Below are 20167 nucleotides of genomic sequence, written 5' to 3' on the forward strand. Positions count from 1 at the left end.
ACTTCTAAATCGCACGTTCCTGAACGGGATCCCGGGATTCCGGGTGATCTGGATCATCGGCTGGGGCGACGGCACGCAGCGCCGCCTCGACCCGGCGGTTGCTGGTCATGGTCGCGGTGACGGTGGTCATAGTGAGGAGGAGGCCGGCGGCGGCGTAGAGCGGGGTGCGTACGTCGTAGGTGGTGGCCAGCCAGCCGCCGAGGAAGGCGCCGAACGGGGCGGCGCACATGGCGAGCATGCGGGAGGTGGAGGCGACCCGGCCCATCAGGTGGGCGGGGACGATCGCCTGTCGGAGGGAGGGGCCTAGCACCATCGTGGCGCCCATGCCCGCGCCGCAGACGGCGAGCGCGAGGCCGGCGACGTACGGGTTCGGGGCGGCGGCAAGGCCCAGGATGGCGAGTCCCTCGACCGCGGCCGTGCAGGTCAGCGCGGCGCCGGTGCCGAGTCGTCGGCCGAGGAAGGAGGCGATGCCCGCGCCGAGCAGACCGCCGGTGGCCTCCGCCGTGAGGAGCAGGCCGAAGCCGAAGGTGTCGATGCCGAGCCGGTCGTGTGCGAAGAGGGCGAGTACGGTCTCCACGGCGAGGAAGGCGATGTTCCCGACCGCCGGACGCAGCGCGAGCCCGAGCAGCAACTGATCCCGGAATACGTACGAGGCGCCGGCCCGCGCCTGCCGCAGCAGCGACTCACGGGCCTGCGGTACGGGCCGGGGTGCGGCAGGCAGCGACCGTATGAGAAGTGCGGAGAGCGTGAACGAGACCGCGTCGGCGAGCAGCGGGAACGCCCGCCCGAGGGCGAGCAGGGCACTGCCCGCGGGCGGCCCGGCGAAGCCGGACGCGGCGGTCTGGGTGCCGCGCAGGCGGGAGTTGGCACGCTCCAGGAGCGCGGGGTCGCGGCCGAGCAGATCCGGTAGATAGGCCGTGGCGGCCGTGTCGAAGAAGAGTCCGCCGAGGCCGAGGAGGAAGGCGACGGCCGTGAGCAGTGGAATGCTCAGTACGTTGAGCGCGGCCGCCGCCGCCGGTATCGCGAGCAGCACCGCACGCGCCGCGTCCGTGACCCACATCGTGCGCCGACGGTCCCAGCGGTCCACCAGCGCACCGCCGAGCACCCCGAAGAGTAGCCACGGCAGCGTTCCGGCGGCCGTGACGACGGCGAGCGCCATCGGATCCCGCGTCAACGTCAACGCGAGCAGCGGCAGCGCGGCATGCGACACTCCGTCACCGAGCGAGGACACCGTCTGCGCAGTCCACAGCCGTCCGAACCCGGTCGGCAGCTTCCGAACGTCTGAGGTCACTTGGCGTCCCCTTCGGCCTGCTCGCGCGATGCCGGGTGGAACAGTGCGAAGACGAGTGACGCGTCCGGCAGCGACGGATCGGACAGCTCCCGGTACTCGTCCGCCAGTGCCTGCAGCCGCGCCCCCAGCTCCGCGAACTGCTCCTCGGTGAGCCGCAGATGCGCCATCCGCACATGCCGCTCGCCATCCACCGGCGCTGCCTCCAGGTCCGCCACCGCATGCCGCATCAGCACATCCGGGCCTCCCTCACCCGGATCCGGCAGCACGATCGCCCGCGCGGCCATTGCGTAGTACCGCTCGGTGACCCCCCGGACCTTCCGAGTTCGCACCACCTTCACCAGGCCGGCTCGCTCCAGCAGCCGTACGTGATAGCTGGAACTTCCCTTCGCAAGGCCCACTCGCTCGGCGATCTGCGTAATCGTGGCGGGCTCGAAGCGGAGCACGGCCATGATCCGGTGACGCGTGAGATTGGAGACGGCGCGTAGCTGCTCGTCAGTGGTGACGTGGAACGTCTCGGGAAGATCATCGGTAGGCATGCGCCCAATGGTCAATGATTCTTGACCATTTGGCAAGGGAGTTTTTTCGGGCTACCGGAAGCGGCTGTCCAGCACGTGAGCCCTTCGCTGCCGCGCTCTCCTTCTCGAACTCGCTCACCCCGCACCCTGGCGCCTTCGCTCCGTCTGTCGCGGAAGCTCGGCCGCACCGCCCGAGTCCTGTCCGGCAGGACCGACCTGCGCCCGGAGCTGAAGACGTGCCACGCCTTCCTCGACACCGGAGACACCCTCGTGGTCCCCACGCTCGACCGCTGCGGCCGCAGCCTCCAAGACCTCATCAACATGGTCGCTGAACTCCGTACGCGCGAGATCGGTTTCACCTCGCTGCACGAGAACCTGGACGCCATCACCCCCGGCGGCCGGTTCGTCTTCCACGTCTTCGCCGCCCTCGCGGAGTTCATTCGCGAAGTCATCGTCCAGGACACCCGCGAGGGCCTGGCCGCCGCTCGCGCCCGCGGCCGGGTCGGCGGACGCCCCACCGTCGCCACCGAGGAAGTCCTCAAGGCCGCCCGCGACCTGCTGCTCGACCCCGGCCGTTCCATCACCTCGATCGCCAAGCTCCTCGGCGTCTCCCCGGGCACTCTCTACAACCACATCCCCGACCTGCGCGAACTACGCACGGGCGCCGTGCCCCGTCAGCTCGAAGAGCCCGCGCAGTAGGCGGACCCGAGCAAGATCAATCTCAGCGGCACTTTCTGTACCTCAACTACTCACACCCGGGTCTGTATCGAGTGGATTGGCAGTGCCCGCGGGGAGGTGCGGTGGGCCGATAGCCTGACCGAGCCTCGGATGCGCGATGAGGCCGAGGCCCTCGTGGAGATCCATGATGACCGCTACGGATTGCTCGCCTTCCGCGAGATGGAGTACACCCCTGGGGCCGCTCGCCGCGGGCCTGGACGGTGCTGGCTGTGGCCGCCTGCGCCAGGCCCCCGAGGAGTTCGCCCGTGCCCAGCGAATCAGCCCCTACCCGGTCGAGCTGGGGACGCAGGCCTGTATGCCTTCGTAAACCAGACCGGAATCCCCAAGACCTCACTCCACCGCTACCTCGGGCAGCCTCCGCCACGCCGTCCGGAGGCGCGCAATGACCCCGACTCCTGACCCGCAGCAGGTCGAAATCATCGGACAAAGCGGAAACCTGGCGCGAGCAGCGCTCGACGGCACCGCTGTGCTGCCAAAGACGCGCCGGACATGGAAAGCTGATCCGGACCAGGGTGGCCGCCTTGGCGAACTCCTTTGCCGTTTGGCGGGTTTCTGGGGCATGCCGCCCTCGCGGTCGCGTCCTGATCCCCATCACGCCGGCGCTGCAGCAGGAGGGACAGGAATGTTTGAAACGGGGGAGGCGTGGCGATGCGAGATCAGCTCCTCGGGGACCGTTACCGGTTGGTGCGGCAGCTCGGCGAGGGCGGAATGGGGCACATATGGGAGGCGCAGGATGAGACGCTGGGCCGGAACGTCGCGGTCAAGGTGATCTCCCTGCTCGCCGGTGGCGGAAGCCGCGGCGACGAGGCCCGCGCCAGATTCCTGCGCGAGGCACGGATCACCGCCCAACTGCAGCATCCCGACATCGTGACCATCCACGACCTCGGCGAGACCGGCGCGGGAAACGAACGGGTCCCGTTCCTGGTGATGGAGCTGGTCCGAGGCGAGGGCCTGGACACGATGCTGCGCCGAGGTGTCGTCACCCTGGCGGACGCGGCCCGATGGGGCTCGCTGATATCTGACGCGCTTGCCGTGGCGCATGCAGCCGGAATCATGCACCGGGACATCAAGCCGTCCAACATCCTCATCACGCCTTCCGGCGCCGTGAAAGTCCTCGACTTCGGCATCGCGAGGGCAGTCGACCCCTATGCGACCGCGGACCGGCTCACCCAGACCGGCTTCATCGTGGGCACACCCCCCTACATGGCGCCCGAACAAGCACGCGGCTTCCCAGAACCGCGCAGCGACCTGTACGCCCTCGGCTGCCTCCTCTTCGAGCTGATCACAGGCCGGCTGCCCTTCCAGGCCCCCGACACGGTGGGATACCTCTCGGCGCACATCACCCAAGAGCCGCCCACACCCAGCTCGGTATCCACCGGCGTCCCCTCCGCGTGGGACGACCTCGTGCTGAGGCTGCTGGAAAAGGACCCCGATCAGCGATACCCGAACGCCACCGACCTCGCCCAGGCACTACGACACCTCGACCGCACACCTGAGCCCGTCGGAGGCCCCGCGCCACCAGCAGGAGGGGCCGCCCAGCCCCCCTCCATGACAGCAGCGATTCCGCTTCCGCCTGTGGCCCCCACCCGCAGAGCGAGTAGCCTCCCCCCACGGCCGGACACCGCATCGACGCATACGCCGGCACGCCGTGGCCGTGCGACACGATTCGTCCTCCCGGTATGCCTATGGTTGCTCCTCACCTTGCTGGCCGTCGCCTCGTCGGACATCGGGGTTCCGGTCGCCCTGGCTCTCACCTGGGTGTTGACGGCAGTACTCACACCGCGCTCCAGAAGCCTGACGCGCGGGACGGGGTACGCGGCCGTGGCGGCCATCCCGGTGAACCTCGTAAAGATTGCGATCCATTACCGGGATCATTTGGACCTCTCAGCAAGGTGGCCCTTCCTCATGGTGGTTGTCCTGACCATCGCGGCGTACTGCTACCGCGACATCAAGACCCGGCGAGCGGCACGTTCGAGCTCGACATGGGCAACCGGATCGTGATCACGCACACGACTTCGGACATCCATGCAGGCGACTTCGGAAATTGACAGCACGACCGCTGCCAGCTCCCGACCAGTCAGATGACTCGCTGGGGTCAAATCGGTCGATTCCGCCACCAGTCGCGAATCCGATCGGAACGGCCTGTCCACCTGCGGGAACGGGACGCCGATGCATTCGAATCCTGTCGCCCTTCAGCCTCCCCAATTCGCACCCAAGGGCGGGCGGCAGACCGCCGCCGGGCCCCGCCCGGCCGACCCGAGGAAGGCCCAGGCGCCCATGGCCGACCGGATATACCTGCGCCACTCCACCGACAAGGAGACCGACGCCCGCCAGCGCTCACGCGGCTCTTTGCTGCTGGGCAGCAAGGGCGCGCGCCGCTGCGCGATCACCCGCCCGGGGTGAGGAGGGGTTTGATGTCCAGGATCGGGGTTGCGTTGAGGGCTTCGAGGTTGCGGACGTGCACGCGAGTGTCCGTGATCGAGAGGATGTGGATGGTGTGCAGGCCGATCGGGTTGGGCCGGTCGGGCGCGCGGGTGGTGAACACGCCTGTGCAAGGGCGGGTGGCGTCGCCGCGTGGGTGGACGGTGAGTGTGTCCCGGTCGGCTCGGTCGAGCCAGGTGAGCAGGAGTATGTCGGTGCCTGGGGCCAGGCCTTCCAGGGCGGGGGCGTACCGGTCGTCGAAGACGAGCCAGGCGTCGGGGGCTCCCTCATCGGGCTGCCGGGGTGCTGCCGTCCGGTCGGTCAGCGTCGATTCGACGTGTCCGATCGGGCGCAAGGTGTACGTGGTCAAGAGCGATGGATCCTCTTCTGGGTCGGGCCGGCAAGGGGGAGGCAACTGGCCCGGTGGCCTCTGGGGCTTTGGCTGGTTCCGGCTCCAGGGCGCCGCATCGTGGCCGTCGCCGCCATCCGCATCCGGCCGCGGGCGATGCGGCGGGCTCGGGGGAGGCCCCCGCCTTCGGAAACGCGCAGCGTCATGCTGTCCTTGTGGTAGATGTGTTTGCCATAAGGGCACCGCCGAAACCGTGGATGCGACTGCCGCCGTGCTAGGCGCTGTCCGGCTGTCGCGAGGATCGGCGGGTCAGGCTCGCTTCGCGGAGAATCGCCCAGGCGTCCGCGACAGGGCCCATGTGCCGGAGCTTGTCGGGGTTGATGACGGTGCGGATGGCCTGGATCCGGCCGTCGAGGATGTCGAGCGCCCACGTGCCGAGGATGTTGCCGTCCCGGGCGCGGAGGATCGCGCCGGGCTGGCCGTTGACCTCGCGTAGCTCCACGACGCCGCCGACTCCGGTGAACAGCGGGGCGAATACGGCGACCCGGCGCGCTACGTTGTCGATACCGAAGGCGCCTTCCTTGCCCCACAGCGGGGCCTTGCCCCCGCCGTCACCGGCCATCTGCACGTCGTCGGCGAGGAGTTCCCGCAAGGTGTCGACGTCGCCGTCGCGGAAGGCGTCGAAGAAGCGCGTCGCGAGCTCCTCGCGTTCCTTGCGGTCTGCTTCGAACCGGGGTCGGCCCGCGTCCATGTGGCGGCGTGCCCGCACCGCGAGTTGCCGGCACGCCGCCTCGGAGCGCCCCACCGTGGAGGCGATGTCCGGGAAGCCGAACGCGAACACCTCTCGCAGCACGAACACTGCGCGCTCGACCGGGCTCAACCGCTCCAGCAGCAGCAGGGCTGCCATCGACAGCGAGTCGGACAGTTCCGTGGAACGCTCCGGGTCCTGGTAGGGGTCTGTCAGCAGCGGTTCGGGGAACCAGGGCCCGACGTACGCCTCGCGCCGCATCCGCGCCGACCGCAGGACGTCGATCGAGATCCGGGTGACCACCGATGACAGGAACGCCTTGGCCGACGCCGGTTGCGCCGGGGAGGTCTCGTAGCGCAGCCAGGTCTCCTGCACCGCGTCCTCCGCCTCGCTCACACTGCCGAGGATCCGGTAGGCGATCGCGAACAGCAGCGACCGCAGCTCCTCGAACTCCTCCGTCCGCGTCACGACAGCTCCTCGTCAAAGCCCTGCCGCCACGACGGGTAGCGCAGCTCCCAGCCGAGTTCGCGCTTTGCCTTGGCGTTGGAGAAGCCGCGCCCCTCGGTCATCATCGTCACCGCCACCTCGCCGGCGAACAGCTTCGCCAGCCATACGGGCATGCGTATCGGCTTCTTCGCGCCCGTGCACGCGGCCAGATACGGCAGCCACTGGCTCGCCGGGGCCGGCTCGTCGTCGACGATGTTGAAGATGCCACGCGCCTTCTGCTCCACCGCCATGACGGTCGCGCTCGCCGCGTCGTCGACATGCACCCACGAACTGTAGCCGGTGCCGCGCCCCACCAGCGGGAACTGCCGCTTGCGGATGAGCTCCACCTGGTCGTCCGTGGCACCCGGCCCGTAGAACCCGCCGTAGCGCAAGGCCGCCCCGTCGGCCTTGAGGACCGCTTCTTCGAGATGTCGGACAGCCGCCATTCCCGGGGCGGCGGACGTCCCCAGCATCGGGTCTGTCGGGTCTTCCTCGGTCTTCACCCAGCCGCCTTCGCGGATGCCGTTCCCGTTGGCGTAGCTCTGTGCCACGACATGGGGTGCGCCGGTCACCTCGGCGGCGGCCAGCAAGTGGTCCGTGCCCTCGGTCCGCAGTCGGTTGGTGGTGGCGAACCAGCGGTCCATGTGCTTGATGTCGGGTTTGCCGGCGTGGGCCGGGGAGATCGCGGTCATCTGGTGCACGATCACGTCCGGCTGGGCCTGGGCCACCGCCCGGCCGACCGAAACCTCGTCCAGGCCGTCCATGACGACCCCTTCCGCGCCCAGCTGCTGCAGCAGTCCCAACTTGGCCGCACTGGTCGTCGTCGCGGTCACCTGGTGCCCGCGGGCGACGAGCCGCGGAAGCAGCCGCCGCCCCAGCACCCCGGTTCCGCCTGCCACGAAAACCCGCATGACCATCACCTTCCGCTTCGGACGCGTATCTCTGCCACCCAAGACGAGACAGCCCCGCTCCCTGTGACACCAGCGGCGAGGAGACCGGAGAAATACGGCGGCGGCCCGGCCACAGGCCGACCGTCTCGCCCACCGCCGGACGGCGTACTTCCCTCCCGTAGCGTTCCGCCTCACCGTCCGGCACCCGCAGGCTCCAGCTGTTCATCAGGCCGTCATGCACGGCAAACGCGCAGCCGCGAGGCCACATCGCGGCAGGCGGGCGCGGATCGGTGGCAGCGGGTCACCCTGCCGCCGTCACGCCACCGTGCTCTCGTCACCCGCCACGGGGAACCACTCGCCCGACACCAGAGCCGGAACACCGTGGCCGGTAAGGCGGGCGAATTCCGCAAGTCCGGCCACTTGGCGAGCCCCGAACGAGTAGTCCAGCGCGTGGCCGAAGTAGCTTTCCAACGTGGGCACGTCGAACGGCTCCCAGCGGGCGGTGCGGGCGGCGAGCTCGGCGTTCTCGGCACGGGCGAGGTCGCGGGCGGCCAGCAGACCGCGGTGCGCCGCCGCGACGGCGACCGGCCGGCGCCGGGCCACCTCGCGGCGCACCGCCCAGACCGCGAAGACGAACGGCAGACCGGTCCACTCGCGCCACAGCCCGGCGAGGTCGTACACCCGCGGCCCGGCGGGCGTCCGGCCCCGGGACACCGCGGCGTGCAGCGCCGCATCCCCGAACAGCACAGCGGCGTCCGCGCCTCGCAGGACGGAGACCGGGTCCCGGGAACCGGGCACGTACCGTGAGACCACGCCGTACCGCTCCTCCAGCAGGAGCTGCGCGAGGCGCCGGGAGGTGGGGCCGGCGGGAGCCAACGCGACGGTGGCGCCACGCAGTTCGTCCAAGCCCACGTTGCTGACCAGCACGGACGACATCATCGGCCCGTCACTTCCGGAGGCGATGCCGGGCAGCGCGAGCAGTTCTTCACTATGCCGCAGATAGGTGACGGCGGGCACCGCCGCGATATCGAGATCGCCCGCGAGCAGCCGCCGGGCGAGACGGTCCGGGGTATCCGCCACCAGATCGACGTCCAAGAGCGCAGCGGTGCGGGCGAGCCCCCAGAACAGCGGCACGCAGTCGAGAAACCCGGTGTGCCCCAAACGCGGGCGGCGCCGCTCACGGTCGGCGTAGTGTCCGATCTCCACAACGGAATGCTACGACAGGGGATTTCGGAGCCGTCTCCGCATGAGATCTTCTCCCTGCTTCGGCCGGGGCCTTTGCGAACAGGCCGTCGATGCGGGGACAGCCCACGGTGAACTGGGACTTGGGCACGGCCGGCACGTAGCCGACGCCCGACTGTTCCAGCAGTCGGCGCAAGCGGCTCTCCTGACCGTAGGCGGCGTCGGTGGTGACCCAGGCGATGGGCAGCGGTGAGGCGAGGGACCGCGGCACGATGTGTCGGGCCAGTTCGCCCTTGGTAGCGAACCCCCGCCCGTTGGGAACTTTGGCCGTGCGGCGAGTAGCGTGACCTGCCTGCTCGGCCAGTTGCCAGCAGTTCTTTCGGGCCACCGGGGCGAGCAACCCACGTACGTAGTCGCGCATCCGGCGGCGTAGTTCCACCCTGCCGAAGCGATGGCCGATGGTCACGAAGACGTCGTCCAGTTCCAGGTCCCACTGCTCGGCAACACGCGCGGTGATCACGTGGGGAGGCTGCCCGGCACGCTGTCACTACCTGCGGCGCTGCCGCACGATCGAGGGGCGGCCTGTCGAAGGCCACCCCTGACCGCTCCACGGATCGCTACACCCCATCCGCCCAGCGAAACCCGCAGGTCAGACAGCAAAATCCTGCTGGAGTACTAAATCCAGCGCTCAGCTGAAGCCGGGCGGGGAGGTGATGTCGTGTCGTCCGTGGTCATGAGCCGGTTTCTCCAGGCATGGGCACCACGTTGGTGGTGTCCACGGCTCGGCGAATGGCCCTGGCGAGCCTGACGGCTTCGCCGACGGCCCAGAAGTGGACGAAGAACAGGCGTGGTTCGTCGGTGAGGTTGTGGTGGTGCACCTCGACGAGTTCAACGCCGCCGCGTCGCAGGGCTGCAAGGGCGGGCTGGACCTCGCTGGCGATCATGGCCAAGTCGCCGCTCAGGGCGGCCCTCCCTCCGCCAAGCGGCTGGAAGTTGACGGAGGTTGTGGAGCCCAGTCCCGCAGGCAGAGCCATGTCACCGTCGGCGACGGTCTCGCGGCGGACATAGGTGCACTTGTAGATCTCGCCGTCGGGGGCGCCCTTGACGCCCATTGCGGCGTCGATGGCGGTGGTGTCCAGGCCGACGGGTAGCGAGGAGGTGGCGGGTCCGGCGGGTGGAGTACCGGTGCAGTCGAATGCAGCGCGCAGGCCACGGGCAATGGCGACCGGATCGTGGCCGTGCGCGTGCAGATGGATCCACCAGACATCCGGCTTGTGGGCGAGCAGGTGTTTGTGGATGGCAGTCTGCATGATCCCGTGCTCCTGCAGGACGTCACAGAAGTGCTGCAGTTCGCGTTCGGTGACCACGGCGTCGCCCATCAGGAGAGTGCTGTGGTCTGCGTAGCGGACGAAGGCTACATGGGTACCCAGGGCGAGTGCGGGCTTGATCAGAATGCCGCGGGAGGAGACCGTGAGGTCCTGGCGCGGCAGGGCCGTGTGGTACATGAACCGCCTCATGTCACCGGACCGGCCGAGCGCCTTACTGACGTCCGCCCAGTCCGCCAGCCTGGTCATCACCGGTTGGACCAGGGCGCGGTCCCCAGGCCTGGTGGACAGGGCGCGAGCCCGGGCGGGCTCACCGGTGGCTGCGGGCGCAAGGACGGCCGCGGCCAGCACACGGCGCCGGGACGCGGTGAGCCGGGACCGGGTGTCCTGGGATCGCTCGTCACTCATATCATGTGCCTCCTGGCGCGATGGAAGCACTGGAAACCGTGTCAACCGGTGACCGGCACAGCTGTATCCCGCCGCTGGGCTAATACTCAACTGACGGATCCCGGGCTGGTCGGGGTTGTGAGAGGGCCTTTTCTCCCGTTGTTTCATCCCGGAATCTGCGATTGGTGCGGCCTTGCGGGGCCGCGCCAGGAGATGGTGGTCTCGTCGGAGAGGCGGCGGGCCATGAGGTCGGTCATGGCGAGGCCGATTATGGCTTCGGAGCGTGCGGGGGAGGGTTTCGTAGTCGCTCGCGGTCGCCCCGCACCTTGCGGACGGTACAGCAGGCCGAGCGTGTCCGCGACGATGTTGCGTTCCCGGCCCACGATCCAATGGGAGCAGTTGGAGCCGGAGAAGCCTCGTCCTGGCCCAGGTCGACGAACCCTGAAATCGAGAGTGGCTCGATGGCTCCGACCCCGCCCGGTGGCGGGAGGGACTGGGCTGTACCCGTCGCGGGCTCCCGGGGCCCGGCCCCTTGAATGCAGAGTCGAGCCGCTGCTGCCCCCCGCCAGCCCGGCTAGGTTGTCGGGTGCCGGCGTCGGCACGACGCCCGCCCACGATCCGGGGATCAGCATCAGCTCTTAGAGGTAGTTTTCTCCTGATGTTTCATCCCGGAATTGGTGTTTGATCCTGTGATATCGGGTCACGTCACGAGATGGTTGCCTCGTCGGCGAGGCGGCGGGCCATGAGGTCGGTCATGGCGAGGCCGATTATGGCTTCGGAGCGTGCGGGGAGGGTTTCGTAGTCGCACGCCAGGCGGCGGTGGAACATCAGCCATCCGTAGGTCCGCTCCACGGTCCAGCGCTTGAGGGGTGGGGTAAATCCCCGGATCCCGGGGGCGCGTTGGACGATTTCCATGTCGATGCCGAAGGTGGCGGCGTGCTCGACGAGGTGCTGGCGGTAGCCGCCGTCCACCCAGACTTTTCGGATGGTGGGGTGAGAGGCCGCGACCTGGTCGACCAGGTGGGTGCCGGCGGCGGAGTCCTGCACGCTCGCGGCGGTGACCAGCACCGCGAGCAGCAGTCCGAGGGTGTCGGTGACGATGCTCCGCTTGCGGCCCACGACTTTCTTCGCCGCATCCGTGCCCTGCCCGGCGGCCGGGACGCTGGTGGAGGTCTTCACGCTCTGTGCGTCGATCACGCACGCGGACGGCTCCGCGACCTTGCCTTCCTGCTGCCTGAGGAGCCGGCGCAGCACGCCGGTGAGCTGGGCGAACACACGGTCCTTCTGCCACTTGGCGAAGTAGCCGTAGCAGGTCTCCCAGGGCGGGAAGTCGTGCGGCAGGTAGCGCCACTGGACCCCCGTGCGGTCGACGTACAGGATCGCGTTCATGATCTCTCGCAGGTCGTGCTCCGGCGGGCGTCCGATGTTCAGCGCAGACCGGCGCCTCTCGGCCCGCCAGGCGGCTGGCACCGGCTCGATCAACGCCCAGCGGGCATCGGACAGATCACTCGGATACGGACGACGTCCGGCCATGACCTGGGCGTACCGCCGTTCGGGGGCGTTCGCCCAGGCGTGCACCGTGAGCGGCGGGAGCACGGACCGCGCGACGGATATTTCGGGATGAGACAGGCGCAAGCCGCACTGCGTCTCAGGCGTCACCCCACGCAGCGCATCCGCCGCACTCACTCCACAAGACCCGGCTCAACGACGAACCCACACCAAAGATCGCAGAATGAACCTCACATTGAGGGTGAAAACGACCTCTTAGTACTCCAGCAGGATTTTGCTGTCTGGCCTGCGGGTTTTGCCGGGTGGTTGGAGTGTAGCGGGCCGTGGAGTGGTCAGGGGTGGCCTTCGACAGGCCGCCCCTCGATCGTGCGACAGCGCCGCGGGCAGTGGCAGCGGTGGGCGAGTGCTTGACGTCGTCGGCGCCAGTTCGACCGGTTCAGCGCGTGGTGTCGTCCTCGGCGGCCACGAAGGTGGGGCGGCCGGGGGCGACAAGCTGCCGGGAGTTGCCGAACCTCCGCCACTGTGAACTCGATTGCCGCGGCTGTCCCACCGGTGCCGCCCCCTTTCCCGGACTTGGTGCGCCGTGGTGGCCAGGACGGTGTGCGCGAGCATGGACAAAGTGATGTGCTGGTACTGGCTCACGTAGCGACGGACTTCGTACTGGTCCAGGCCGCACTCGTTCTTTGTGGCCTGGAAGCGCTCCTCGATCGCCCAGTGCGTCCGGGCGATTTGCACCAGCTCCTGAACAGTGGTCTCCAAAGGGGCGTAAGCGAGGTAGTAGGCGATCTCGTCGGGCTTGCGGATGCTGCGACGGGCCGGTGCCCACCGCATCCGGTGAGGGACTTCGCCCTGGTAGTCGAACTCGGCGACGGCCGGCAGCCGGACTGCTGCCCAGTGGTAGGAGCGAGGGCCCTTCGCGCCGTCTCCGCATGAGGTCTTCTCCCAGCTTCGGCCGGGGCCTTTGCGAACAGGCCGTCGATGCGGGGACAGCCCACGGTGAACTGGGACTTGGGCACGGCCAGCACGCCATCGTTCTCGCCGAGCGTGTTCGGCGGCGTAGTTCCACCCTGCCGAAGCGATGGCCGATGGTCACGAAGACGTCGTCCAGTTCCAGGTCCCACTGCTCGGCAACACGCGCGGTGATCACGTGGGGAGGCTGCCCGGCACGCTGTCACTACCTGCGGCGCTGTCGCACGATCGAGGGGCGGCTTGTCGACGGCCACCCCTGACCACTCCACGGCCCGCTACATTCCAGCCGCCCAGCGAAAACCGCAGGTCAGACAGCAAATCCTGCTGGAGTGCTAGCGCACACCCCTCTAGGTGGCAAGTGTAACGGGAACTGATGCATCATCATTTCCAGTCATGCGGGAACTCATTCTGGTCCCAGTTCTTAACCTCGTGCTTTCACGAAACGGGTTGTCCGGCAGGTGATGGCGAAAGCAGGAGGTGTCTGTGGCCGGCGTGAAGAGGGAGTGTAAGAGTCCTTGTTTCCGTCGCTGTTGGAGACGCTCAGCAGGTGAACAGGCCTATCCGGTCCCGGCCGGGATTTGCCTGGGCCACGGAATTGGTGACCGTCCAGACACGGCGCCCTGCAACCCGTATACGGCCTGTGCTGGCACCCGGTCCCGGGGACCGATCCCACAGACGGCATGTGCGGTCCGCTACGGTTTCACCGGCAACCGCATGTGGATCTCGCCTTGGCGGCGGTGGTGGGCGGTGCTATGGCGTTTCGCTGACGCTCGCTGAACCGTTGCAAGCGGCGCCGTGAGTACCCTCGAAACTGCGGAAGTTATCCTGCCCGGGCAGGTCGTGTTGCTTCGGTGGGCGAAGTCGGCGGAGCTGCCGAGTGGTGCAGGCGCCGGGCCCCGGGTCCGCTCGACAGCGCGCGTCGTGTGGGTTCTGTGTGCGTCAGGGGGCGGGAGCGAACGGTTTTGAAGTCGGTGAAGTCGGTTCCGGACGCGAAGCGGCGGTGGTCCGATTGGAGTGGCGGCGAGCTGAGTTGATCGGCTACTGCTGCCGGATGCTGGGATCGGTCTTCGAGGCGGAAGACGCCGTGCAGGAGACCATGGTCCGGGCTTGGTACAAGCTTCGACCGGTTCGAGGAATGGTTGTCGCTGCGGTTGTGGGTCTGTCGAGTCCCTATCAACGTCTGCCTCGACACACTGGCCGTCGGCAAGCGCCGGGCCCGAAGGGAGCGTGTTCCTGCTTGTCACCGCGGATTTCCCACTGCAGGGCGCGGCCAAGGCCGTCCGTCTCATGGGCGGACGCACCTCCACCGGCAAGCTCCTGCTGCACGTCGCCTGAGACGAACACACCCCCCGACCAGAGCGCGGCAGGCACTCCGGCTGCGCCCGGTACCACACAGCGGCTCCGGACGTCTCGTGCCTTCAGAGCCTTCGATCATGGACGAAAACGATGCAACTCAGTAGTGCACCCCAGGGAATCTCGGCCGTGGCGGGCAAGGTGCCCGCCTCTTGTCTGGTCCTGGCCGGAGTCTGCGGGATCCAGTTCGGCGCGGCACTTGCTCCCCGTGCGTATTCCCAGGTGGGTTCCGCCGGAGTGGTGTTCCTGCGCCTGCTGATCGCGAGCGTACTGCTGTGCGTGATGTGGCGGCCGCGGCGCGCGGCTCTGAAGCGGATGAAGGGAGCCTGGCCGGCGATGCTCGGCGCGGGCACCCTGCTGGCCGGCCATCACATCGCGTTCTTCGCGGCGGTGGAAAGCAACGTCCCGCTCGGCGTCGTCGCCACGATCGAGTTCCTCGGCCCCTTCGCCATCGCCCTGGCCGCTTCCCGGCGCCTGGCCGACCTGGTGCCGGCCTGCGTGGCGGCAGGCGGCGTGGCACTGCTGAGCGGAGGCGGCACCGCCTCCCTGTCACCGGGCGGCATCGTCCTGGCCGCCGTGGCGGCCTGCTGCTGGGCTGGATACATCCTCGTCTCCGCCCACATGGCCAGGCTGACCGACGGAGGCCAGGGACTGGCGCTCGTCTTCACCTGGGCCGCCTTGGTGAGCGCACCGTACGGCATCCTGCACGGTGGAACAGCGCTGCTGGATCCGCACGTGTTGTGGGTGGCTGCAGTGGTCGCGGTCGCCTCCAGCGTCCTGCCCTACTCCCTCAACCTCGAAGCACTGCGCCGGATCCCGCCGCGGGTTTTCGGCGTCCTCACCAGCCTGGAACCAGCTGCCGGAGCCGTGTTCGGCCTGGCCGTCCTGGGGCAGCACCTTTGCTGGCCGCAATGGCTCGGTATCGCAGCAGTCGCCAGCGCCTCCGTGGCTGCAACCCTGGTGAATTCGAAGAAGGAGCCGCGCGCCCGGAACGTGAGTGTCTCTGCCGTTGAGTCGGGCGCCGCTCACGAGGAGGACAGTGTTACGGCCGCGCGTGGCTGATCCTGGCTCCGGCGCACAGGGGCCGGGCGCAAGTGAGAACTGAGCCCTCCCTCAGCGGGGTGTATGGCGCCATCGCTGCGTCAAGGCCGGCCGACCGGCCGATGCCGGAGCCCGAACAGCCGGCAGTCCGGGGCGAACCGCTCACGGGTTAGTGCCTGGTGGGAGGCGGACGGTTAGTTCAGAGAAGTGACGAGCCCGAACGAGAGGCGCCTGACCAGATGGTTCGAGGCATCGCAGACCTCCACGACTACCCGAGCAGCACCAGCCGAGCAGCGGCGCATGTTCCCGGCGCCGCGCCGACTGCGTCCCGTACCCCTGCAACAGGCCCGGGCGGCCGGTGCTGCGCGACGCGCGGCGGGAGCCCTCTCGCACTCACGGTCTCGGCCGCCACCTCCGCCTGGAAAGCGCCGTGCACCTGACAGTGACCATAGCCACGTTCCGCCCGACGCCCATGGTCCCGGTCGTTACCGAGTACGGCGGGTTCAGTTGCGTCCCCGACTTCCGCGGAGATCGCCGAACGGCCGCCTGGACAACGCCGTCACATCACTTGGGTACTCACAGCCGGTGGTGAGCCACCAACCACGCTGCTTGGAGCACGACCTTGGAGCTCGGCTGTTCGACAGCATCAAAGAGACGGCGTCGAGGCTATCGGCGGAAGCCCAGTCGGCCTGACGGGTGTTCTTGCGCCTTCGACCGGGAACTGCCCTCGGCCGCACGTCTGTCGTCGGCAGGAAGTTGACATTCCGGTGCCCGGCTACTCGGGCCGATTCCTTGCTGTGGCGCTGGCACAAACGGGGCGGGTGCGGGCGGCATAGGAGCGAGCGGCCACGACGAGGCCGATGCCCAGACCGGCGAATGCCAGGCCGCCGAACTCGACCATCCAGGTGATCCCCGAGCTGGTGGTGAACGGCGGGGACGGCTTGATCTCGGGCAGCACGCCGACGGCGATGAGTGGGGCCATGATGGTGAGGACGGCCCCGTACATCGTCAAAGGGATGCCGGTCAGCCATGCCGGGATCAATGGCAGCAAGCGCGGGACCCGTCGTCCGGACAGGATCAGCGTCCAGCGGGGGAACACCTGCCCCCACGCGTGCAGTAGCCCCAGCAGCAGGAAGACCCCGACCATCGCAGCCAGCACGGTCACGTCAATCCCCGCCGCCGCAGCCGCCTTCGACGGCCCCGACGCGCCGACGCTCGTCGTCTTCTGCCAGTCCACGCCCGAGACGCCAAGTGCGTTGCCGCCCAGCGTCCAGATGCTTTTGACTCCTGCCCACGGCAGTAGCCCGCACATGAGCAGGTACACCGCCTTGCGGGTCCGCTTCGGAGGCGGGGAGACAGCTGGGTGAGCAAGCGGTCCGTCGCTGGTGCCGGTGTGTGGCTGCCCGCATCGCGGGCAGTCGCCACGCAGCCGTCGGCGGTACGACAGGCCGACGAGGAGTAGAAGCGCGGCGCCGAGCGTGTTCAACAGCACCTGAGCCAAACCTGTGGCGCTCTCGATCCCCGAGAGCGTTACCAGCGTCACGAAGTAGATCGGCAGGCCATTCGTCCCCACGACGAACACCGGGATCGTCACGATCAGCGCCGTCGCCACCGCGGCCCGGCCAGGCTTGGCAAGTGTTCGGGTACTGGCCAGGCAAGCCCCGCTGGCCAGGACGGCGAGGGCCGCCAGGAGAAGTTGGACCGCCGGCGCGAACGAGGCGTGCTCCTTCCACGGCACGGTGATGCCCGCCGCCGCCCACGCGACCTCGACAGCGGCGTACAGCACGCCCCACGATGCAGCGGCCAAGGGCGTCCACCTGGGCCACCGCCGCCACCACAACATCCGCCCCAAGCTCGCGGTCGGTGGCCCAGGAGCGCCGCCTACCTCCGAGTTCGCAGGAACATCCACCGTGACCCCCGTATGTTCGGATTGCCGACGGTCCAAGATTCCCTGTCGCCCGCGCTGATCACATCCGTCCCACGGGTCATCCGGCTTCCCCCGCGTGGGGGAGACCCAATCGTGAGTGTCAGCCCGGCCGGAGGATCACGGTGCGGTGCGCCCGGCCAGGGTAAGAAGCCGTTGTCGCGCCGACCGAGGACCTTGTCGATCGAACGGGAGTCCCGATCGGGTGATCGTGACCGATGCCGCGCATGAGAACAGAGCCTCTTGGTAGCTCGGAAGGTGTCTGCCCCAACGAGCTTTCCGGGAGGCCCTGTTGTCGCCTTTGTACGTCCTAGGAGGCTGATGAAGATCTTGCTGTGACCGTCGGGCCCGCCCAAGGCACGCCGGGTCACAGCGGTGAATGCTGGCTGGTCTGGAGACATAGCCGGCCGCTGAGTGGGGAAGTTGCAGGCAACGAGGGCTGGTCCCTCCATGCCGAGCCGGGGTGAGGTCGCTGAGTGGGATGAGAGAGTCCGGCGTGACCCTCACTGAAGAAATCACGTTCGACCCGAAGGAGATTTCCCAGCTCTACGACTCAGTCGGGTGGAAGGGCTACACCTGCGACGTCGACAAGCTCTGCCGTGGTCTGACGAAGTCGCACCTGGTCCTCACCGCCCGCGATGAGTCAGGCACACTTCTCGGGCTGGCCAGGACGGTCTCCGATGACGAGAGCATCTGCTACGTGCAGGATCTTCTGGTCAACCCGAAGTTCCACCGGCAGGGCATCGGCCGGGCATTGCTCGAACGCTTGATGAGGCGATACGCGCACTGCCGTTTCTTCCTGCTGTCCACCGCCCATGAATCGACACCGGAGGGCAAGCGGAACCACGCCTTCTACCGGCAGCTGGGCTTCCTTTCCTACGAGGAGAATCAGATGGCGGGCTTCGGCCTGCCGAGGATCAGGCCGCCCCGAGGCCACTCAGACAGATGACCGCTCGGCCCGTGGCCGAAAGGGCACCCTAGCCGCGCAACGCCAAGTCCCGCCATAACAGAGGTCCGTTGCCCCCAAGGCGAGGCGGGAGACCCGGCATGACGACGGCCCATGAGGCGATGGACCTGGCAGCAGGTCCGCCCGAGACCCCTGACCAGCGCCCGATGCACGAACGCATCACCGCCGATTTGCGCGAAGAGATCCTGTCCGGCACCACCCCTCCCGGTACCGTGCTGCGCCACGCTGACCTCACCCAACGCTTGGGCGCCGACGACACGACGGTTCACCGGGCCTTGCGCAACCTACAGGACGAACATCTGACCGCGCCGCACGCCGACGGTGAAATGGTCGTGGGCCACCACCGACAGACCATGCGCCCCGCCCAAGGAATGTCGCCTGTCGGCCCCAGCGAGCCCTTCCCGTGGTTAGTCGAGGTTCGCAGACGTGGGATCGACGCTCGCTTCACCCTCTTGGAGGTCGAGGTCCTGCCCGAACCTCCGGCACGGATCGTCGAAGCCCTCCAACTGGCCGATGGACAACGGGCCGTCCTGGGCCATCTCTTGCTGACCTTCGACGGGAAGCCGGCAGCCCTGATCAAGGTGTACTTCGCTTACGACATCGTCGATGGAACCCTGATCACTGGTCGTCGCCTCATCCGCGGTGGCATTCCCTCCCTTCTCAGCCACCTCGGCTACCCCGCTCTGCGGTGCGTGGACCTGGTCACCGCCCAAACCCCGACACAAGAGCAGAACACAATCCTTCGACTGCCTGAAACGGTGCCGCTGCTACGTACGTTCCGTGTGGCGTACAGCACTGGGGACCGGCCCGTGATCGTGACCGACGCGGTGGAAGCGGCTCATCTCTTCGAGTTGCAGTACGAGTTCTCCCCAGCATCGCCTCGCTGACTATCCGCAATACTCTCGGACATGCGCTCGCCCCAGAAGAACGACAAGGTCTCTACACCGACCGGATCCTACAGCGCGCGCAGCAACCTCCCCGGCAGGGCCGGACGGTCAGATCAAGATCTTCATCGGCTCATAGGGCCTGTCCGACGGTTCGCATGACTACTGAGCGGTTCTGATCGTTCCGGTCGGCGTGGGGCGGGGTGACTTATCGAACGAAGAATGGGCTCGGCTGAAGCCCTGCTTGCCGAAGATCGTCGGCCGGGGCGGGCGCTGGAAGAATCACCGTCAAGTGATCAACGGGATCCTCTTCCGGCTAAGACCGTGTCCTACGTGGTGAGGCGGTCGTTGACTGCGGTATGGGGCGGGGTCCGTGGAGTTGGATTGTTCCGGACGGACTGTGGGAGATCGCGGAGCCGTTGATCCCTGCGCCGCGGGTGCGGCCGCAGGGCGGCGGAACGCAGGACAGGCCTGATGAGATGCTGTTCGCGGCGATCATCTATGTGCTGGTCAGCGGCTGTGCATGGCGGGCCTTGCCGCCGTGCTTCGGGATATCGAAGTCGACCGCGCACCGCCGGTTCATGATCTGGTCGCGAGCCGGCGTTTGGGGACGCCTGTACGAAGCGGTCCTGCACCAGCTGGATGATGCGGGCCTTGTCGACGTCTCCCGCGTGGTCCTCGACTCCGCCCACGTCAGGGCTAAAGAAGGGGCGAACACACAGGTCCGAGCCCCGTGGACCGAGGTAAGCCGGGTTCCAAGATGCACGTCCTGTCGGACGCGAACGGACTGCCCCTGGTCGTCGCCGTCTCGGCCGCCAACGTCCACGACAGCGAGGGCCTGAAGCCCATGATCGCGGGTATCCAAACGCAACACGACCCGCATCGAGGCTGTCACTTCAAACCCAGGCGACTCCACGCCGACAAGGCCTATGACATCCCCCACCTGCGGAAATGGCTGTGGGGCAAGCACATCGGTGTCCGCATCGCGCGCAAGGGCATCGAGTCCAGCGAACGGTTGGGCCGCCGCAGGTGGGTGATAGAACGGACCATCTCCTGGCTGTCCGGGTACCGCCGACTGAACCCGCGCTACGAGCGCCATCCCCGTAACTACCTGGCGTTTCTCGGGCTTGCCGCAGCCCTTTGCTGCTACAAGCGACTCCTCAAACTCACCATGTAGGACACAGTCTT

General features: G+C 68.0%; 16 protein-coding genes and 4 pseudogenes. 9 read left to right on the forward strand and 11 right to left on the reverse strand.

Features of this window, described 5'->3' with window-relative positions; all coding sequences use genetic code 11:
• Window positions 1–4 precede the first annotated feature (4 nt).
• Together AVL59_RS21735 and AVL59_RS21740 are read right to left on the reverse strand one after the other, a co-directional pair.
• Entirely contained in the window at window positions 5–1291 is a 1287-nt protein-coding gene (locus tag AVL59_RS21735) for an MFS transporter (RefSeq protein WP_067307008.1), read from the reverse strand.
• On the reverse strand, window positions 1288–1827 hold the full coding sequence (locus AVL59_RS21740) for an ArsR/SmtB family transcription factor (protein ID WP_067307010.1): 540 nt from the start codon (window positions 1825–1827) through the stop codon (window positions 1288–1290). Before AVL59_RS21740 ends, AVL59_RS21735 begins: the two co-directional genes overlap by 4 nt.
• 75 nt (window positions 1828–1902) lie before the next feature.
• Between AVL59_RS21740 and AVL59_RS21745 the strand changes: the two genes are divergently transcribed.
• From AVL59_RS21745 to AVL59_RS55650, 3 genes are all read left to right on the forward strand, one after another.
• On the forward strand, window positions 1903–2505 hold the full coding sequence (locus AVL59_RS21745) for a recombinase family protein (RefSeq protein WP_237281597.1): 603 nt from the start codon (window positions 1903–1905) through the stop codon (window positions 2503–2505).
• A 687-nt stretch (window positions 2506–3192) separates the two neighbouring features.
• Window positions 3193–4545 carry a serine/threonine-protein kinase gene (locus AVL59_RS21750; RefSeq protein ID WP_237281598.1) on the forward strand — a complete coding sequence of 451 codons (1353 nt, stop codon included), beginning with the start codon at window positions 3193–3195 and terminating at the stop codon, window positions 4543–4545.
• A 276-nt stretch (window positions 4546–4821) separates the two neighbouring features.
• Window positions 4822–4947, forward strand: a complete 126-nt coding sequence (locus AVL59_RS55650) for a hypothetical protein (RefSeq protein ID WP_257785099.1) — start codon at window positions 4822–4824, stop codon at window positions 4945–4947.
• Here the strand turns inward: AVL59_RS55650 and tsaA are convergent.
• From tsaA to AVL59_RS56875, 8 genes and pseudogenes are all read right to left on the reverse strand, one after another.
• On the reverse strand, window positions 4931–5335 hold the full coding sequence (gene tsaA, locus AVL59_RS21755) for a tRNA (N6-threonylcarbamoyladenosine(37)-N6)-methyltransferase TrmO (protein ID WP_067307013.1): 405 nt from the start codon (window positions 5333–5335) through the stop codon (window positions 4931–4933). The genes AVL59_RS55650 and tsaA overlap by 17 nt on opposite strands.
• A gap of 253 nt (window positions 5336–5588) precedes the next feature.
• Window positions 5589–6530: an RNA polymerase sigma-70 factor gene (locus AVL59_RS21760; RefSeq protein ID WP_067307016.1), complete on the reverse strand. Its 942-nt coding sequence runs from the start codon at window positions 6528–6530 to the stop codon at window positions 5589–5591.
• Window positions 6527–7459, reverse strand: a complete 933-nt coding sequence (locus tag AVL59_RS21765) for an NAD-dependent epimerase/dehydratase family protein (RefSeq protein ID WP_067317595.1) — start codon at window positions 7457–7459, stop codon at window positions 6527–6529. Before AVL59_RS21765 ends, AVL59_RS21760 begins: the two co-directional genes overlap by 4 nt.
• A 294-nt stretch (window positions 7460–7753) precedes the next feature.
• The gene (locus AVL59_RS21770) at window positions 7754–8644 is read right to left on the reverse strand and encodes a menaquinone biosynthetic enzyme MqnA/MqnD family protein (protein ID WP_237281599.1); all 891 of its coding nucleotides are present in this window, start codon (window positions 8642–8644) and stop codon (window positions 7754–7756) included.
• A 17-nt stretch (window positions 8645–8661) separates the two neighbouring features.
• Window positions 8662–9140 (reverse strand): annotated as a pseudogene (locus AVL59_RS48750) (transposase); the annotation flags it as partial.
• A gap of 211 nt (window positions 9141–9351) precedes the next feature.
• On the reverse strand, window positions 9352–10353 hold the full coding sequence (locus AVL59_RS21775; RefSeq protein WP_067307019.1) for a DUF1259 domain-containing protein: 1002 nt from the start codon (window positions 10351–10353) through the stop codon (window positions 9352–9354).
• 684 nt (window positions 10354–11037) lie between these two features.
• Window positions 11038–11865 carry an IS5 family transposase gene (locus AVL59_RS21780; protein WP_067317599.1) on the reverse strand — a complete coding sequence of 276 codons (828 nt, stop codon included), beginning with the start codon at window positions 11863–11865 and terminating at the stop codon, window positions 11038–11040.
• Window positions 11866–12277: 412 nt separating this feature from the next.
• Window positions 12278–12866 (reverse strand): annotated as a pseudogene (locus AVL59_RS56875) (IS701 family transposase); the annotation flags it as partial.
• 944 nt (window positions 12867–13810) lie between these two features.
• Between AVL59_RS56875 and AVL59_RS54595 the strand changes: the two are divergent.
• Window positions 13811–14030: pseudogene (locus AVL59_RS54595) on the forward strand (sigma factor); the annotation flags it as partial.
• A gap of 226 nt (window positions 14031–14256) precedes the next feature.
• The gene (locus AVL59_RS21785; protein WP_067307021.1) at window positions 14257–15225 is read left to right on the forward strand and encodes an EamA family transporter; all 969 of its coding nucleotides are present in this window, start codon (window positions 14257–14259) and stop codon (window positions 15223–15225) included.
• A 754-nt stretch (window positions 15226–15979) separates the two neighbouring features.
• On the opposite strand, the gene AVL59_RS21790 is transcribed toward AVL59_RS21785, so the two are convergent.
• Window positions 15980–17011, reverse strand: coding sequence for a hypothetical protein (locus AVL59_RS21790; protein WP_237281601.1), 1032 nt, complete (start codon window positions 17009–17011; stop codon window positions 15980–15982).
• A gap of 613 nt (window positions 17012–17624) precedes the next feature.
• On the opposite strand from AVL59_RS21790, the gene AVL59_RS21795 reads away from it, so the two are divergent.
• From AVL59_RS21795 to AVL59_RS50665, 4 genes and pseudogenes are all read left to right on the forward strand, one after another.
• Window positions 17625–18077, forward strand: coding sequence for a GNAT family N-acetyltransferase (locus AVL59_RS21795; RefSeq protein WP_159399991.1), 453 nt, complete (start codon window positions 17625–17627; stop codon window positions 18075–18077).
• A gap of 98 nt (window positions 18078–18175) precedes the next feature.
• The gene (locus tag AVL59_RS21800) at window positions 18176–18982 is read left to right on the forward strand and encodes a GntR family transcriptional regulator (RefSeq protein WP_079146863.1); all 807 of its coding nucleotides are present in this window, start codon (window positions 18176–18178) and stop codon (window positions 18980–18982) included.
• Between the two features lie 190 nt (window positions 18983–19172).
• Window positions 19173–19316: pseudogene (locus AVL59_RS48765) on the forward strand (transposase); the annotation flags it as partial.
• 22 nt (window positions 19317–19338) lie between these two features.
• Window positions 19339–20156 (forward strand): IS5 family transposase gene (locus tag AVL59_RS50665; RefSeq protein WP_099053103.1). Its coding sequence is split into 2 segments (ribosomal slippage): window positions 19339–19687 and window positions 19687–20156, totalling 819 coding nucleotides; the frame shifts between segments, so codons are not numbered across the junction.
• Window positions 20157–20167: the final 11 nt, after the last annotated feature.

Source organism: Streptomyces griseochromogenes, assembly GCF_001542625.1.
GTDB classification, from domain to species: domain Bacteria; phylum Actinomycetota; class Actinomycetes; order Streptomycetales; family Streptomycetaceae; genus Streptomyces; species Streptomyces griseochromogenes.